Origin of the sequence: Pseudacidovorax sp. RU35E (assembly GCF_900156165.1) — a bacterium.
In the GTDB taxonomy this organism is placed as follows: Bacteria; Pseudomonadota; Gammaproteobacteria; order Burkholderiales; family Burkholderiaceae_C; genus Xenophilus.
This window is the reverse complement of sequence record NZ_FTMY01000004.1, coordinates 93,572-110,200: the sequence shown is the minus strand read 5'-3', so window position 1 is coordinate 110,200 and position 16,629 is coordinate 93,572. Positions and strand designations below refer to the sequence as shown.

Below are 16,629 nucleotides of genomic sequence, written 5' to 3'. Positions count from 1 at the left end.
GGGGACGCAGGAAAAAAAAGGGAAAGGAAGGAATGCCGGCGCAGCGCGCCTCAGCGCTTGTCCAGCCGGTGCGCGATGGCATTGCCGCCGAACTGGATGATCTGCACCAACACCACCAGCAGGGCCACGGTCAGCAGCATCACGTCGGTCTGGAAGCGGTAGTAGCCGTAGCGGATCGCCAGGTCGCCGATGCCGCCGCCGCCCACCACGCCGGCCACGGCCGAGTACGACAGGAAGCTCACGGCCAGCACGGTGAGGGCCAGCACCAAGCCCGAGCGGGCCTCGCGCACCAGCACGCGCCACACGATCTGCAGCTCGGAAGCGCCCATCGCATGGGCCGCCTCGATCACGCCGCGCGGCACCTCGCGGATGCTCTGCTCGACCAGCCGTGCGAAGTACGGGATCGCCGCCACCGACAGCGGCACGGCCGCCGCCAGCGGCCCGATGGAGGTGCCCGCGATCACCCGCGTGAAGGGCACCAGCGCCACCAGCAGGATGATGAAGGGGAAGGAACGCACGGTGTTCACCACCCAGCTCAGCACCAGGTAGGCCGGCCGGTGGTCCAGCGACTGCCCGGCCCCGAGCAGGAAGAGCAGCACGCCCAGCGGGCCGCCCAGCACCAGGGCCGCGCCCAGGCCGATGGCCAGCATCAGCAGGGTCTGCTGCGTGGCGGTCCAGAGCTCGGGAAGGATGGCAAGGATGTTCTCAGACATGGGCAAGACGAGGGACGGACGAGGACGAGGGAGAAGCGGTGGCGGCCGGAGGCTGGGCCACCGCCAGAGCAGGGCCGTCGGCGTCCAGGACCGCATGCGGAGATGCCGAGTGCGGCGGGGTGGCACCGCCCGCCCGCGACCAGGGCCGCTGCGCCATCTGTTCGGCCAGCTCGCGGCCCAGGCTGCTGCGCCGCGGCTCGGCCGCCACCTGGTCCACATCGAACTGCTCGACCAGCGCCCCCTGCTCCAGCACGGCGACGCGGCGGCACAGCTGCTGCACCACCGGCAGTTCGTGCGTGACGATGACGATGGTCACGCCAAGTCGTGCGTTGATCTCGCGCAGCGTGTGGAGCAGGGCCCGGGTGGTCTCGGCATCGAGGGCCGAGGTGGGCTCGTCGCACAGCAGCACGTCGGGCCGCGGCGCCAGCGCCCGGGCGATGGCCACACGCTGCTTCTGGCCTCCCGAGAGCTGCGCGGGATAGGCACTTGCCTTGTCTGCCAGCCCGACCAGGGCCAGGCATTCCTTCACGCGGGCGTCGATGTCGGCACGCGAATGGCGGCCGTGGATGCGCAGCGGAAAGGCCACGTTCTCGGCCACGGTCGCGTTCTGCAGCAGGTTGAACTGCTGGAAGATCATGCCGATGGACTGGCGCGTCTCGCGCAGTTCGCGGCGCGACAACCGGGTGAGGTCACGGCCGTTGACCAGCACCCGGCCACCATCGGGCCGCTCCAGCAGGTTGATCAGCCGCAGCAGCGTGGATTTGCCGGCGCCGCTCTTGCCGATGAGGCCGAAGACCTCGCCACGGCCGATGGCCAGTTGCAGCGGCTGCACCGCGGTGAAGCGCTGGCCATCGGGCAGCGCGAATTGCTTGTGCACGCCATCGAGCACGATCAAGGGCGCGATGGCAGCGGAGGCGTCGGAGGCAAGGCTCATGGGTCTGGGATGAAGGGCCGACGGGGCACAGCCACGCAGGGCCCCGCTTGGCGAAAGGCAGGCCAGTGTGGGCGGGCTTGCTTCGAACAGGAACGAATGAATCCGGCATTGCTCATGCGCAAAACGTCTTTGGCGCATCGCCTCGGGGCATCGAGCTGCCGTTATGCGCGGGCCGGCTAAGCAATGGCGGAATGCTTCGTTCGTGGCGGGCCGCCTGCCCCGCACAGTCCGCCTTCCAGGCTTCCGGCCTCATTCCCCGACGAACCGCGCCATGTCCCTGCACTTCCGCCCCCGCCGCCTTGCGGCACTCTCGCTCCTCGGCCTCGCGGCCTTCGCCGCGCAGGCCGCCGACCTGGCCGTGGGCTTCATGCCCGGCCCGTACCGCGACGCCTTCGCCAAGGGCATCGCGCCCCAACTCGAGAAGAAGGGCTACCAGATCCGCTACGTCGAGTTCAGCCAGGGTGTGCAGCCCAACGACGCGGTACAGCGCGGCAACATCGACGCCAACATCTTCCAGCACACGCTCTACCTGCAGGCCACCAACAAGAGCCAGGGCTTCGACCTGGTGCCGGTGGTGCATGTGCCCACGCCACCCATGGGGCTGTATTCGCAGAAGCACCGCAAGCTGGCCGACGTGCCCGACGGCGCGACCGTCACGCTTCCCGCCGATCCCGTCAATGCGGCGCGCGCGCTCAACATCCTGGCGGGGCTGGGCTGGGTGCAGCTCAAACCGGGCGGGGACCCGATCAGCGTCTCCGAGCGCGACGTCGTCGCCAATCCCAAGCGGCTCAAGCTGGTGCCGCTGGACGCGGCCCAGGCGCCGCGCTCGCTGGCCGATGCCGACCTGGCGGCCGTGCAGGGCAACTTCGCCGTCGCCTCGGGGCTGAAGCTCACCGACGCACTCAAGCTCGAAGACATGACGCTGCCCTACGTGAACGTGGTGGCCGTCAAGCGCGGCAACGAGAACGCGGCCTTCGCCCGAGACATCGCCGAGGCCTACCGCTCGGCCGAGTTCCAGCGCGTCTTCCGCGCCAACCCGGTGTGGGCCGGCTACCGGCTGCCCGACTACTTCGCAGCGGCGCAATGAGCAACCCTCCAGGCTTGCCGCAGGACGGCCGCACCCAGGGCGCCGGGTCGCACGCCCGTCTCTTCTTCGAGGCCCCTGCCTCCGACACCTGGACGGCCCGCGCCCACGGCCTGCGCCGCGCACTGCAGGCCGACGCGCCGGTGCGCGACCAGGCGGGCGGGCGGCCCGTGGCGGCGCTGGCGCTGCTCAAGGGCAGCGGGTTGCTGTCGGCCCTGGTTCCCGTGCCGCAGGGCGGGGCGGGCGCCGCGGTGTCGGGCCTGCTGCGGGCCGTGCGCGAACTGGCCCGCACGGACGCGTCCGTGGCCTTGCTGCTCGGCCATCACCTGGGCGCCATGCTGGGCCTGGCGGTGCATGGCGGCGATCGGGCGGCTGCGCTGCTCGCCGCCACGGTCAGCCAGCGCTGGCTGTGGACCCATCCGCTGGACACCGACCTGCCCACGCTGAGCGCCCGGCGCATCGGCAGCGGCTGGCTGCTCGATGGCGAGTTGCACGCCGCCGCCGGCCTGCATGCCGCCGACCGCCTGCTGCTGAGCTGGCCCGACACACGCGGCCCGCGCGTGGCGGCCAGCCTGCGCCTGGACCATCCGGGCGTGGGCCCCGTACGGCTGGACGACGGCTTCGGCCTGCGCCAGGCCGGCGGGGGCAGCCTGCCGCTGACCGCGGTGCACCTGGGCGAAACCGAATGGCTCGGCCCGGCAGTGCGGCCTTCGGCGCCACGCGCCGGGCTGCACACACTCCTGCAGCAGGCCGTGCGGACGGAGGTGTTCATCGGCACCGCCTGGGGCGCGCTGGAGGAAGGCCGGGCCTACACCGTGACCGCTTCGCGCCCCTGGATCCATTCGGGCGTCGAGCGCCACGAAGACGACCCCTGGATCCAGCGCCGCTACGGCGAACTCGCACTGAATGTGCAGGCCGCCACCGAACTGGCCGACCGCGCCGGCCGCGCCTTCGACCTGGTCCAGGCCGCGGGCGACGCACTGGCGTCCGAGGCCCACGACGCACTCGCGGTGCAGATCGCCGATGCCCATCTCGAGGCGGCCGCGGCCGCCGATGCGGCGGGCAGCGGCATCTTCGAGCTGATGGGCGCGCGCTCGGCCACCGTCGCCAACGGCTACGACCGCTTCTGGCGCGATGCACGCGCGTTGCGGCTACCGCAGCGCACTGACGCGCATCAGCGGGCCCTGGGCCGCTGGTTGCTGGGCGGTGCCGTGCCCCTGCCCACCCCCTCGACGCCCGCTGCCGCCTTCGCGGCCTCCTGACCCCGCACGGTTACTCCCCGCGCCACCTCAAGCCTGCCATGAGCGCCGTCCTCCTGCCCCATCCCACGCTGCAAGAACAGGCACCGCCGCCGCTGTTCGAGCCCGAGAGCGCCAACCCCTTCATGACCCGCGCCGCCGCACTGCGCCCGCTGTTCGCCCGCGACGCGGCCGAGCGCGACCGCGCCGGCGGCCGGCCCTCGGCGCAGATCGCCCTGCTTCGGCAGGAAGGCCTGCTGGCCCTGCTGCTGCCCACCGCCGTGGGCGGCGAGGCCCAGCCCTGGTCCACCGCCCTGCGCATCACGCGCCTGCTGTCGCAGGTGGACAGCTCGGTCGGCCACCTCTACGGCTACCACTACGTGAGCCTGCTCGGCCTGGGGCTGCGCCAGGTGCCGGCCCAGGTCGAGCCGCTGTGGCGCCGCTCCGCGCAGGCCCAATGGTTCTGGGGCAACACGGCCAACAGCTTCTCCAGGAGCCTGTTCGGGCGCCGCGAGGGCGATCACTTCGTGCTCGACGGCTTCCGGCCCTTCACCTCCGGCTCGCACGTGGCCGACTGGCTCTCCATCGCCTGGGAGGACGCCGCCACTGGCGAGCGCCGCACCGCCGCCATCGAGGCCGGCCGCGAAGGCGTGGTGATCGAGGACGACTGGGACGGCATCGGCCAGCGCCAGACCGGCAGCGGCCGGGTCAGCTTCCATGGCGTGCGCGTGCATGCCGACGAGGTGCTGGGGCCGCCCGCCCCGCTGGACCCGACCCGCGCGCCGGCCGAGCCCTGGCGCACCGTCGTGCCGATGCTGCAGCAGAGCGTGCTGCTGAACGTCTTCGTCGGCAGCGCGCAGGGCGCCGTGCGTACCGCGCGCGACACGCTGCTGGCCGCGCCCGCCTCGCGCCGGCTGCAGCACGACCCCGGCGTACAGCGCCTGCTGGGCGAGCTGTGGAGCCGCACCCGCGCCGCGACCGCGCTGGCCGACCGTGCCCTGCGCGCGCTGGACGCCGCCACCGCGCGCGGCGTGCACCTCACGGCCGAGGAGCGCGGCGAAGCCGCCGTCGCCATCGCTGCCGCCAACGTGCTGGCCGGCGAGGTCGCGCTGCAGGCGTCCACCGGCCTGCTCGAAGCGCTCGGGCCCCTGGCCGCCGACCATGGCGCCGGGCTCGACCGCTTCTGGCGCAACGTGCGCATCCACACCCTGCACAACCCGGCCGAATACAAGGTCCGCAACGTCGGCCGCCACTTTCTTTCGGGCCAGCCGCCCGCCCCTGGAACCTTCCAATGACCGCCCCCCGCCCCCGCCAGCTGCACCTGAACATCAACGCCCTGCACTCCGGCTTCGTGCCCTCGGCCTGGCGCCTGCCCGAAAGCGAGCCCGGCGCCTTCATCGACGTGCACCACTACGTGCGCCTCGCGCGCATCGCCGAGGCCGGCAAGCTGGACGCGATCTTCCTGGCCGACAACGCGGCCATCGTCGACCAGATCGACTTCCGCCCGATCACCGCGCTGGAGCCCACGGTGCTGCTTACCGCCGTGGCCGCGGCCACCACGCACCTGGGCGTGATCGGCACCGCCTCCACCAGCTACAACGAGCCCTACAACATCGCCCGCCGCTTCGCCTCGCTGGACCTGGTGAGCGGCGGACGCGCGGGCTGGAACGTGGTGACCACCGCCGACCTGCCCTCGGCCCGCAACTTCGGCCTGGAGGCGGTGCCCGACCATGCGCAGCGCTACCGCCGTGCCAAGGAGTTCACCCAGCTGGTGAAGGACCTGTGGGACAGCTGGGAGGACGACGCCTTCATCGGCGACAAAGCCACCGGCCGCTTCGTGGACCTGGCCAAGGTGCACCCGGTGCGCCACCGCGGCGAGTTCTTCTCGGTGCAGGGCCCGCTGAACCTGCCGCGCTCGCCGCAAGGCCGGCCGGTGCTGGTGCAGGCCGGCGCCTCGGCCGACGGCCGCGAACTGGCCGCGCGCCACGCCGAGGCCGTGTTCAGCGCCTCGCAGTCCTTCGAGGAATCGCTGGACTACGCCCGCGGCCTGAAGTATCGGGCCGAAGCCCTGGGCCGCGGTCCCGATGCGGTCAAGGTGCTGGCCGGCCTGACCACCATCATCGGCAGCACCGAGGCCGAGGCCCGCCGCCGGCGCGACCAGCTGGTGGACCTGATCCCGTGGAACTACAGCCTCACCCGCCTGGCCGGCACGCTGGGCGTGCCCGTGGACCGGCTGAAGCTCGACGAGCGCCTGCCCGAGGACCTGGCCCTGCCGGGCGGCGGCAACGGCAACCACACCTTCTTCCATGCCACCCTGGCCCATGCGCGGCGCGGCCAGTTCACGGTGCGGCAGCTGATCCGCGAATTGGCTGGCGGCGGTGGCCACCGCGTGATCGTCGGCACGCCCGAGCAGATCGCCGACGACATCGAGCACTGGTTCAAGGCCGGCGCAGCCGATGGCTTCAACCTGATGCCCGACCAGTTGCCCGGCGGGCTGCAGGACTTCGTGGACGGCGTGGTGCCGATCCTGCAGCGGCGCGGCATCTTCCGCACGGCCTACGAGGGCCGCACGCTGCGCGAGCACCTGGGGCTGGCACGGCCGGCCGGGCGCGAGGCGACGCGGCAGGCGGCCTGAGAAGGTGTGAACGGCAGCCCCGGCACGGAGCGGCCCGGAGCGGCCGACCCTCTCAGCGCCGATAGGCGGCAGGCGTCAGGCCCGTGCGTCGCTTGAAGGCTGTGGTGAGGTGGCTCTGGCTGGAAAAACCCAGCCGATGCGCGATGTCGGCCACCGGCGCATCGGTCGCCTCCAGCTCGCGCCGGGCGCGTTCGACCCGCTGCTGCACCACCCAGGCGTGGGGCGTGACACCCATGGCGCGGGTGAATGCGGTGCCGAACGCATGCACGCCCATGCGGGCCTCCCGCGCCAGCACCGCCAGGGTCAGCGGTCGGCCGAGGTGTGCCTCGATGTAGTCCAGCACATGCTGCAGGCCCGCGCGGGACACGGGCTGCGAGGCGCACTCGGCGCGTACTGCACGCCGGTGCGGCAGGTGGTGACGCAGCAGATGCAGCGCCATCGTGTGGGCGATGGTGTCCGCATAGAGCGCCTGCGCCGGCCGCAGCGGATCGCGCACGGCGGCGAGCAGGGCAGCAGCCAGTTGCTCCAGCAGCGGATCGACCAGCCCGATGTCGAAGCACGGCGTCACCTGCTCGGGCGCCAGATCGAAGGCATCGGCCGCCACGCGGTCGAGCAGGTCGCGATGCAGGTAGATCAGCTGGATGTCCGGCGTGCCTTCCAGCGTCATCCGGCATTCGCGGTCGGGCGGGATGATGCCGAAGCCGCGCATCGGCAAGGTGCATTCGCGGCCAGGGCCGTCGCCCACGACGGTGCGCTGCACCCGTGCGTGGCCATGGACGCAGTACGCCAGCGCCACATGCCGCACCGGCGGCAGGCAGCGCTGCCAGGAACGCTCGGCGGCCAGCGAGGTGTAGACCTCGCGCCAGCCGAGGCCCCGGCTGTCTAGCACGAAGCGATGCTCGGGCCAGAAGGGGATGCCGTGCGTGTCGGCCGGATCGAGGGGGGCGGGCGCAGCCGATGGCGCACCGGCGCTGTAGGAGGGCGTCATCGCAGAGCTTGAAGCCGCAGACCGCCGGGATGGGCGCCTGTCCCGGCACGCCAAGCCAGAACCGTACCAGCGCCCGGGCGGCCTGCGCGAATCTGAAAGGCAGGACGGCTTTTCTGAAAGACGGCATCAGGGTTCACCCTGCACACTGGCTCTCCGATCCACCCGGAGTCTCACCATGCCCGACCTGTTCAGCCCCTTCACTCTCAAGGACGTGACGCTACGCAACCGCATCGCCATGTCGCCGATGACCATGTACAACTCGGTGGACGGCCGCCTCGACGACTACCACGTGAGCTATCTGGGTGCGCGCGCCGCCGGCGGATTCGGGCTGGTGTTCGGCGAGCAGATGGCCATCACACCCGACGGCCGCACCACCACCTCCTGCGCCGGCATCTGGAGCGACGACCAGATCGAAGGCCATGCCCGCGTCTGCGCCATCATCGAGCGCATGGGCGGCGTGCCCGCCATCCAGCTCGGCCACACCGGCCGCAAGGGCAGCGAGTTGCCCCCGCACCGCGGCACCAACGACGAAGGCACCTGGAAGCAGCTGCCGCCGGACCATCCGGACGGCTGGACATGCGTGGCCCCCTCGGCCATCCCCTACGGCGGCGGCGGGCATGTCTATCCCGTGCATGCGCTCACGGTCGACGAGATCAAGGCCCTGCACCGCGCCTATGCCGACGCTGCCCGCCGCGCCCTCGACGCAGGATACAAGTGGCTGGAGATGCACTACGCCCACGGCTACCTCGGGGCCAGCTTCTTCTCGCCGCTGGCCAATCAGCGCGACGACCAGTATGGCGGCAGTCTGGAGAACCGCGCCCGCTTCCACCTGGAGGCGCTGGACGCGGTTCGGGCCGTGTGGCCCGAGAAGTATCCGCTGACCATGCGGCTCGGCAGCGACGACCTGAATGCCGCCGGTACCCAGTTCGACGACGCGGTCGTCGCGATCGGCTGGATGAAGGAACACGGCCTGGACCTCGCGGATCTGTCGCTGGGCTTCAACACCGACGAGATGACCGATCCGCCCTTCAACGAGCCCGCCTTCATGGTCGAGCGGGCCAACCGCGTGCGCCGCGAGGTGGGGATCCCGGTCGCCGCCAGCTGGAACCTTGGCGTGCCGCAGACCGCCAACCGGGTGATCGCGGAAGAACAGATCGACCTGGTCATGCTCGGCCGCCCGGCGCTGGCCAACCCGCACTGGCCGATCTGGGCCGCCCGCGAGCTGGGGCATGACTCGCCCTTCTCGCTCGTGCCGGAGGACTGGCGCTGGTGGCTGCAGAACTTCCGCGGGCATCAGGACAGCATCGGCTGGCCGAAGCCGGCCCCCGCCGACGTGCCGACCACCGCCCTTGCCGACAACGATGCCGGGGCACCCGGACAAAAGGCGGCCTGAGCGTCCAGGCGGCGCCCCTTGATAGTTGGGGGCCGCCTCACCCTTCCGGCGGCGGCGCCGCCGCGGGCGGCGGACCGCGCAAGCACATGCGCTCAGAAGGTCCAGCGCGCCGAGAGCCGCACGCTGCGCGGCTCCATCGGATGGACGTGGCGGTCGGCGATGCCGCCGCCGCAGCGGTCGGACAGCACCTCGCTCGCCGTGCACGAGGCATAGAAGTACTCGATGTCGTTGCCCTTCCTGCCCGCGAGGTTGAAGACCTGCAGGCCCAGCGTGAGCTGCCGGTTGACGGCGTAGGTGCCGCCGAAGTTGAGCAGCGTGACGGGGCGCGATCGCACGCTGTTCACGGTGTCCAGTGCCCGCGGGCCCATGTACCGAAGGCGCATCGTGGCCATCCACGGCCCCTGCTGCCAGACCACGCCGGCCGCCGCGACGCGCTCGACGGCGTTGTCCACGAAATTGCCTTCGCCTTGCGGCGCGGCACCGCGGAACCGGGCGCGGGACCAGGCCAGGTCGGCCTCCACACGCCAACGCCCGTCGATCTGCCAGCGCAGGGTCGATTCCACGCCATGGCGCTTGCTCGCGCGCCCGGGCTCGGTGGTGCCCGCATCGCCGACGTAGACCAGCTCCGAGCCCAGTTGCAGCTGCCACACGGCGACCGTCAGGCTCAGGCGCTCGTCGGGCTGGAAGCGCCAGCCCAGCTCCGAGCCGGTGCCCTTGACCAAGGCCGGCACCCGCTCGGCCGGCAGGCCGGTCTGCGGATCGAACCGGATGGTGGCGCCCCGCACGTCGTTGCTGTGGAAGCCCTGGCCGGCATTGAGGTAGAGCTCGTGGGACGGCGCGACGGTCCAGGCCAGGCCGGCCTTGGGCGACAGCAGCGACTGATGGCCGCGGCCGCTGTTGAGCGGCCCGTACACGGGCTCACGGCCCTGCACGTCATAGCCCAGCCAGGTGCCGCGTAGTCCCAGGTAGCCCCGCAGGTCCGCCCCGAGTTCGACGAGCTGCTGCGCATGCAGGGCGATCTGGTCCTCGGAAACCTTGTCGTTACGCACGGTGCCCAGGCGCTGGCGGAACTGGCTCGGATACAGCCCCACCTCGCCGATGCGGTCGCCGCGCCATTCGGCGCCGACCGTGAGCACACCGTCCAGCCCCCCGATGCGGTTGGGCCGCCGGTGCGTGGCGTGCGCGCCATAGATGCGCCGCCGGTCCGTCTGCTCGAACTGGTCGCCCTGGGCCGGGTTGGACAGGAAGTAGGTGAAGTCGGAGAAGAGGCCGAAACGGTAGTCGATGGCATAGGCGCTCAGCTCGGTCTCGCCCTCGGGCCCTTTGTCGAACCAGTTGGCCGAGAGCGACAGCCGCCGCGTGCTGCCCCCGTCCGTGGCATTGAGGCTGCCGAAGCGCGACAGCTCGCCGCTGTCCACCAGCCGCTGCGGGATCTGGTCGGTCGACGTCCATCGGCTCTGGTAGGCCATGCCGGTGACGCTGAAGCCGCGGGTGGCGGAGCCATGCGAATAGCGCAGCACCGCATTCGTCTTGCGCAGGCGTTCGGGCACCTGCCACGGGCCGTCGTTGCCTTCCAGCTCGACCGCGCCCAGCCAGGTCCGGTCGTCCACTGTCTGCGATCCCGCGGCCAGCAGGCGCCGCAGGCCGTTCTGGCCCAGCGTCAGTTCGGCGAAGGGCCGTTCGAGCACGCTGACGTAGTCCAGGCTGGCGCTGCCGGCCAGGGAGAAGTCGCCACTGTCGGCAAAGTAAGGGCCCTTGCGGTAGCGCACGCCGGAGACCAGTTCGGGGATCAGGAAGTTGAGATCCGCAAAGCCCTGACCATGCCCGTGGCTGGGCATGTTGACCGGCATGCCTGCCACGCGCATGGCGAAGTCGGTGCCGTGGTCCAGGTTGAAGCCCCGCAGGAAGTACTGGTTGGCCTTGCCATCGCCCGAATGCTGCGTGGCCACCACGCCGGGCACCGCCTCGACGATGTCGCCCGGCCGCAGCTTGGGCCGGCTCTGAAAGGAGGCCTTCTCGGCGGCACCCTCGCTGGCGCTGTCGGCCGTGCCGATGCTGGCATCGCGCGGCCCCTTGACCGCGATCTCGGGAAGATGGTCCGGCACGGCGGTCTGCGCATGGAGCGTCGGCAACTGGACCAGGGTTCCGACCGCTGCAAGCAGCGCAGCGCGAGGCCAGCCTGCGCGAGGGGAAAGTGAGGACATGGCCGCGAATATAGGGACGCCCCCCAAATACCCCTACAGCGCCAACCCGCATGGCCCGCGCCTTCAGCGCCGGGGCGTCGTCTCGCCGCGCGCGACGCGCGTACTGGCGGTGGCCTCCAGCCTCTCAGGCCACCAGCGGCGCCGGCACCGCGGCCAGCAGGCTGCGCGTGTAGGCATGCGACGGCTGCGCCAGCACCTCGTCCACCGGCCCCTGCTCCACCACGCGGCCCTGGTCCAGCACCACCACCCGGTCGGCCACATGCCGCACCAGGTTGATATCGTGCGAGATGAACAGCAGCGCCGTGCCGAGGCGCGACTGCAGCTCGCCGATGAGGTCGATGACCTGGGCCTGGATGCTGACGTCGAGCGCGGAGACCGGCTCGTCGCACACGATGAGCTGCGGCTCGGCCGCCAGCGCGCGGGCGATGGCCAGGCGCTGGCGCTGCCCGCCGGAGAGCGTGCGCGGCAGGCGATCCAGCAGGTCGGCCGCCAGGCCCACCTGCGCCAGCAGCGCGCGCACCCGCGCGTCCCGCGCCTCGCCGCGCAGACTGGGCAGGTTCTGCGCCACCACGTCGCGCACGCGGTAGCGCGGATCGAAGCTGCTGAGCGGATCCTGCGGGATGTACTGCAGCCGCGGCCGCAGGGCGCGGCGCGACGGCTCGGACCGCGCCGACCAGGGCTGGCCCAGCAGCTGCACATCCCCATCGTCGGGCTCGTCCAGCCCGAGCACGATGCGGGCGCAGGTGGACTTGCCGGAGCCCGAGGCACCGACCAGGCCCAGCACCTCGCCCGCCCGCACCTCGAAGGACACGTCCGCCAGCGCGACGAAGGCCGGCTGCGCCCGCAGGCCACGCCGCCGGTAGCGTTTGCCGATGCCCTGCACGCGCAACACCGGCTCGCCCGCGGACGGCTGCCGCGCGGGCAGTGGCTCGCGCTCGATGCGCACGCGTGCCTGGGCCTGGGCTTCGTCGCGAACGAAGCGGGCCGAGGCCAGCCGGCTGCCGCGCGACGAGGCGGAGGGCACGGCCGCGATCAACTGCCGCGTGTAGGCCTCGCGCGGCCAGGCCAGCACCTCGCGGGTGGGGCCCGACTCCACCACGCGGCCGGCCCGCATCACGATCACGCGGTCGGCGATGCCGGCGACGGCGGACAGGTCGTGGCTGATCAGCAGCAGCCCCGCGCCGCTGGCGCGCACGCGCTCGGCCAGCAGACCGATCACCTGCTGCTGCAGCGCGGCGTCCAGGGCCGTGGTGGGCTCGTCGGCAATGATCAGGCGCGGCCCGGCGACGATGGCGGCGGCGATCAGCGCACGCTGGCGCAGCCCGCCGGAGAGCTCGTGCGCATGCTGGTGCAGGCGCTGTCCGGGCGCGGGCATGCCCACCTGCGCCAGCGTGTCGACGACCCGCTGGCGCACGGCCGCGCGGCCGCGCAGCAGGCGGTGCTGGGTCAGCACCTCCCCCACCTCGGCGCCGATGGAGCGCAGTGGGTCGAGCGAGACCAGCGCGTCCTGCATCACCAGTCCGGCGAAGGTGCCGCGCAGGCGGCGCCAGTCGGCCGCGGCGAAGTTGCGCGCGTCGGCGCCGTCGATCAGGAAACGCTCGGCATGCACCTGTGCACCCGGACCGGCCAGGTCGATCAGTGCCCGGGCCGTGACACTCTTGCCCGAACCCGATTCGCCCACCAGAGCCACGCATTCGCCGGCCTCGATGCGCAGATCCAGCCCCTCGACCACCGTGCGCAGCCCGCCCGCGGCGGGAAAGCGCACCTGCAGGCCGCGCACGTCCACCAGCGGCATTGCCTCTTGTGCATTAGCGCTCATGACGACCGCCCCTCGAAGCGACGCTGCAGCGCCTGCCCCAGCACGGTGAAGGCCACGACGGTGAGCGTGATCGCCACGCCAGGGAACACGCCAGGCCACCAGGCCACGCGCAGCACGTCGCGGCTCTCGGCCAGCATCACACCCCATTCGGGTGTGGGCGGCTGCGGGCCTAGGCCCAGGAAGCTCAGGCCCGAGGCGGCCAGGATGGCCGAGCCCACATGCACCGTGGCGGTGACCGGCACCGCTACCAGCACGTTGGGCAGCAGATGGCCCACGAAGACCTCCCAGCGGCTGCGGCCGTAGATGACGGCCTGGGTCACGTAGTCGGCGCGGCGCACCAACTGCGTCTGCGCCCGCACCACGCGGCCGAACTTGGGAATGCCGGCGATGCCCACGGCGATGGCGATGTTGGCCAGCCCCGGCCCCAGGAAGACCACCACCAGCATCGCCAGCAGCACGCCGGGAAAGGAGGAGATCACGTCGAACACCCGGGACAGCCCCTCGTTGGCCAGGCGATGGCGCTGGCCCGCCAGCAGGCCCAGCAGCACGCCCACGCCCACGGCCAGCGCGGTGCTGCCCAGGCCGATGGCCAGCGAGTAGCGGGCCCCATGGACGGTGCGCGCCAGCACGTCGCGGCCCAGCCGGTCGGTGCCGAAGGGATGCTCGAGCGACGGCGGCTGCAGCACAGCCAGGAAGTCACCTTCCAGTGGATCGTGCGGCGTGAGCCAGCGCGGCGCCAGGGCCGCCACCGCCAGCAGCACCAGGAAGGCGGCCGACAGCAGCAAGGCCACCGACGTGGCCGAGGCCCGGCGCAGCCGCCAGCCGGCGCGCCGCGGCGCCTCCACACGGGTGCCGGGCAGAAGAAGATCGGGAATCGCACTCATGGGGAAGACGCCAGTCGGGGATCGATGAGCAATGACAGCAGATCCAGCAGCGTGGAGGCCACCACATGGACGAAGGCCGCCAGCAGCACCACGGCCAGCACTACCGGCACGTCGTGGCTGAGCACCGCGTTGAGGGTGACGGTGCCCAGGCCGGGCCGGCCAAAGACCTTCTCGGTGATCACGGCGCCGCCCAGCAGGCCGCCGATGATCCAGCCGCCCAGTGTGAGCAGCGGCAGTGCCGCATGCCTCAGAACATGGCGCAGGCGCACCGCCGCCTCACCCAGGCCGCGGGCCCGCACGGTGACGACGAAGGGCTGCTCCAGCGCCTTGTCCATGGCCTCGCGCAGCACCTGCGCCAGCAGGCCGGCCGTGGGAAGCGCCAGCGCCAGCGCCGGCAGCACCAGCGAGCGCCAGCCCTCCGCGCCCGACACCGGGAACCAGGGCAGCGTGAACGAGAAGCCGATCAGCAGCAGGATGCCCAGCCAGAACACCGGCGTGGAGGCGAAGACCAGCTCCAGCGCACCCGCCGCGCGGCGGCCCAGCCGCCCGGGCCCGGCCGTGAGGCTGCCCACCAGCACGGCGAGCACCAGCGCGATCAGCCCGGCCGCCAGCGCCAGTTCGACCGTGGGCCCGACCTGCGAGGCCACCAGCCCCGCCACCGGCTGCCGCAGCGCATAGGAGGTGCCGAAGTCGCCCTGCACGATGCGACCCAGGAAGGCCAGGTACTGCGCGGCGACGCTGCGGTCCAGCCCCCATTCGGCGGCGATGGCCTCGCGCAGGCCCGGGTAGTCCAGGTCACCCGCCAGGATGTCCTGCACGTCACCGGGCAATGCGTGCAGCGCCACGAAGGCCGCGGTGGTGCTGCCCCAGGCCACCAGCAGGCCGGCGGCCAGACGCGAGAAGACGATGCGCCACATGGGTCAGCCGCTCAGGGCGCCGTGGCCAGCCACACGTCGTGGAAGTTCGACGGCGAGTCGAGCTGCGTCTCGAACGAAAGCCCGCGCACCGTGCTTTTGGCGGCCAGCTGATAGTTGGCGGCGAACAGCGGCACGATGATGGCCTCGTCCACCGCATGGCGCTGGGCCTCGTCCACCAGCTTCTTCTTCTGCGCCGGGTCGGTGGCGGCCAGGGCGTCGTTGATGTAGCCGAACAGCACCTTGTCGCCCTTGTCGGCCACCGCGCGGATGAAGCCGCCGTCGCCGATGTTGCCCTGCAGCTCCTGGGCCGCATCGGCCGGCAGGTAGGTGTTGGGATAGATGGTCCAGGTTCCCTTCTGCAGCTGCTGGGCCCATTCGCCGGCGGTGATGAAGCGCAGGCGCAGATCCAGCCCCACGTTCTTGCGCAGCTGCGCCTGCACGCCCTGGATCAGCACCTCGCGGTTGTCGCGCACGAAGGGCTGCGGATAGCCGACCTCGATGGCCAGGCGCTGCCCCTCCTTGTTGGTGCGGAAGCCCTCGGCATCGCGGCCCGTCCAGCCGGCCTCGTCCAGGGCGCGGTTGGCGGCCTTGGGATCGAAGCGCCAGCGGCCCTCCAGCGCCTTGTTGTAGAAATGGTTGTCCGGCCCGATGTTGGACCAGGCCCGGCGGTAGGTGCCGCGGTAGACGCTCTTGACCAGCGCGTCGATGTCCGCCCCGTCGCGCAGCGCGCGGCGCACCCGCACATCCGTGGCCGGCGCGATGGTGTAGTTGATGTTGAGCGTGAAGGCCGTCTGCGCACCCGCCGGCCCCACCAGGAACTGGAAGCCCGGCTGGTCCTTGAACAGGCCGATGTCGGTGGGCTGCACGCCCTCGATCACGTCCACCTGGCCCGACTTGAGGGCACCCGCACGCACCGCGTACTCGGGCAGAAAGCGCACCGTCACCTTGTCGAGGTAGGCCGGCCCCTGGTGCGCCGCATAGCCCGGCGCCCAGTCGTAGCGCGGGTTGCGCACGAACGTGGCGGACTGGCCACGCGTGTAGTTCTCGAACACGAAGGGCCCGCTGCCGGCCAGGGCCGGACCGCCGCCGCACAGCCCGTCGCCCAAGCGCAGCGACTTGGGCGAGATCAGGCCCAGCCGCACGCTCGCGATGGACTCCAGCAGGCTCGAATCGGGCCGGGACAGTTTGAGCTGCACCTCGGTGGGCGAGAGCACCTGCACCTCTTCCACCGCCCGCAGCAGCTCGCCCGAGCCATTGGTGTTGCGCGTGTCGCGCACGAAGTCCAGGTTGAACTTGACGGCCTCGGCATCGAGCGGCGTGCCATCGTGGAAGACGATGCCCGGCTTGAGCTTGAAGCGGTAGGTGCGCCCATCGGCTGACACAGACCATTCGCGCGCCAGCCAGGGCAGGAACTTGCCGCCCTGCCCCTTGGCCACCAGCGAGTCGATGTAGTTGCGGATCAGGATGTAGGAGTTCTGCTGCGAGGAGCGGTGCGGGTTGAAGCAGATGGGATCGGTGGTCACGCCGAAGGCGATCTCGCCGCCGCTGCGCGGCGCCTGGGCCTGGGCAGCAGCAGCTGTGCCGGACAGCAGCATGGCACCGGCGAGCGCGCGCCAGACGGATGCGCCGCGGCGCCGGGTCGGGGAGGAAAAGGGAGAGGACATGTAAACCACCGCAAGGAAGAAGCGCTTGCAGCCACGCAGGGCTGCTGCAAAGCCTGCGATTGTTGAAAGCGCGGGCCGAGTGGCCAACGAAGGCTTTCGCAGAAGCATCCTCGCGCCAGGCAGAAGCAGCGCACCTCGCCAGCCGTCGCGATCTCG

The 16,629-nt window shown here is 71.7% G+C and carries 13 protein-coding genes; 5 read left to right on the top strand and 8 right to left on the bottom strand.

What is annotated here, in order from left to right:
* Nucleotides 1–50: 50 nt before the first annotated feature.
* Together BXA03_RS08240 and BXA03_RS08235 are read right to left on the bottom strand one after the other, a co-directional pair.
* Entirely contained in the window at nt 51–713 is a 663-nt protein-coding gene (locus BXA03_RS08240; protein WP_076506018.1) for a methionine ABC transporter permease, read from the bottom strand.
* Complete coding sequence (locus BXA03_RS08235) at nt 706–1,647, bottom strand: methionine ABC transporter ATP-binding protein (protein ID WP_083715956.1); 942 nt, start codon at nt 1,645–1,647, stop codon at nt 706–708. Before BXA03_RS08235 ends, BXA03_RS08240 begins: the two co-directional genes overlap by 8 nt.
* A gap of 271 nt (nt 1,648–1,918) precedes the next feature.
* Between BXA03_RS08235 and BXA03_RS08230 the strand changes: the two genes are divergently transcribed.
* The 4 genes from BXA03_RS08230 to BXA03_RS08215 are packed head-to-tail and all read left to right on the top strand — an operon-like array spanning nt 1,919 to nt 6,604.
* Entirely contained in the window at nt 1,919–2,734 is an 816-nt protein-coding gene (locus tag BXA03_RS08230) for a MetQ/NlpA family ABC transporter substrate-binding protein (protein WP_076506015.1), read from the top strand.
* Nucleotides 2,731–3,993, top strand: a complete 1,263-nt coding sequence (locus BXA03_RS08225; protein WP_143476249.1) for an acyl-CoA dehydrogenase family protein — start codon at nt 2,731–2,733, stop codon at nt 3,991–3,993. The genes BXA03_RS08230 and BXA03_RS08225 overlap by 4 nt, the downstream gene beginning before the upstream one ends.
* 38 nt (nt 3,994–4,031) lie before the next feature.
* The gene (locus tag BXA03_RS08220; RefSeq protein ID WP_076506010.1) at nt 4,032–5,264 is read left to right on the top strand and encodes an acyl-CoA dehydrogenase family protein; all 1,233 of its coding nucleotides are present in this window, start codon (nt 4,032–4,034) and stop codon (nt 5,262–5,264) included.
* A complete protein-coding gene (locus BXA03_RS08215; RefSeq protein ID WP_076506007.1) occupies nt 5,261–6,604 on the top strand; it encodes an LLM class flavin-dependent oxidoreductase in 1,344 nt (447 codons plus the stop codon). Before BXA03_RS08220 ends, BXA03_RS08215 begins: the two co-directional genes overlap by 4 nt.
* A 52-nt stretch (nt 6,605–6,656) precedes the next feature.
* Here the strand turns inward: BXA03_RS08215 and BXA03_RS08210 are convergent, their stop codons facing one another.
* Nucleotides 6,657–7,592 carry a helix-turn-helix domain-containing protein gene (locus BXA03_RS08210; RefSeq protein WP_076506004.1) on the bottom strand — a complete coding sequence of 312 codons (936 nt, stop codon included), beginning with the start codon at nt 7,590–7,592 and terminating at the stop codon, nt 6,657–6,659.
* A gap of 175 nt (nt 7,593–7,767) precedes the next feature.
* Between BXA03_RS08210 and BXA03_RS08205 the strand changes: the two genes are divergently transcribed.
* Complete coding sequence (locus tag BXA03_RS08205) at nt 7,768–8,985, top strand: oxidoreductase (RefSeq protein WP_076506001.1); 1,218 nt, start codon at nt 7,768–7,770, stop codon at nt 8,983–8,985.
* Between the two features lie 92 nt (nt 8,986–9,077).
* On the opposite strand, the gene BXA03_RS08200 is transcribed toward BXA03_RS08205, so the two are convergent.
* From BXA03_RS08200 to BXA03_RS08180, 5 genes are all read right to left on the bottom strand, one after another.
* Nucleotides 9,078–11,189 (bottom strand): TonB-dependent receptor, encoded by a 2,112-nt coding sequence (locus tag BXA03_RS08200; protein ID WP_083715955.1) that lies wholly within the window; start codon nt 11,187–11,189, stop codon nt 9,078–9,080.
* Nucleotides 11,190–11,313: 124 nt separating this feature from the next.
* Nucleotides 11,314–13,008, bottom strand: a complete 1,695-nt coding sequence (nikE, locus tag BXA03_RS08195) for a nickel ABC transporter ATP-binding protein NikE (protein ID WP_200803355.1) — start codon at nt 13,006–13,008, stop codon at nt 11,314–11,316.
* Nucleotides 13,005–13,892 (bottom strand): ABC transporter permease, encoded by an 888-nt coding sequence (locus tag BXA03_RS08190; protein WP_076505995.1) that lies wholly within the window; start codon nt 13,890–13,892, stop codon nt 13,005–13,007. The genes nikE and BXA03_RS08190 overlap by 4 nt, the downstream gene beginning before the upstream one ends.
* Nucleotides 13,889–14,809, bottom strand: coding sequence for an ABC transporter permease (locus BXA03_RS08185; RefSeq protein ID WP_076505993.1), 921 nt, complete (start codon nt 14,807–14,809; stop codon nt 13,889–13,891). Before BXA03_RS08185 ends, BXA03_RS08190 begins: the two co-directional genes overlap by 4 nt.
* Nucleotides 14,810–14,820: 11 nt before the next feature.
* Nucleotides 14,821–16,473: an ABC transporter substrate-binding protein gene (locus BXA03_RS08180; RefSeq protein WP_076505990.1), complete on the bottom strand. Its 1,653-nt coding sequence runs from the start codon at nt 16,471–16,473 to the stop codon at nt 14,821–14,823.
* Nucleotides 16,474–16,629: the final 156 nt, after the last annotated feature.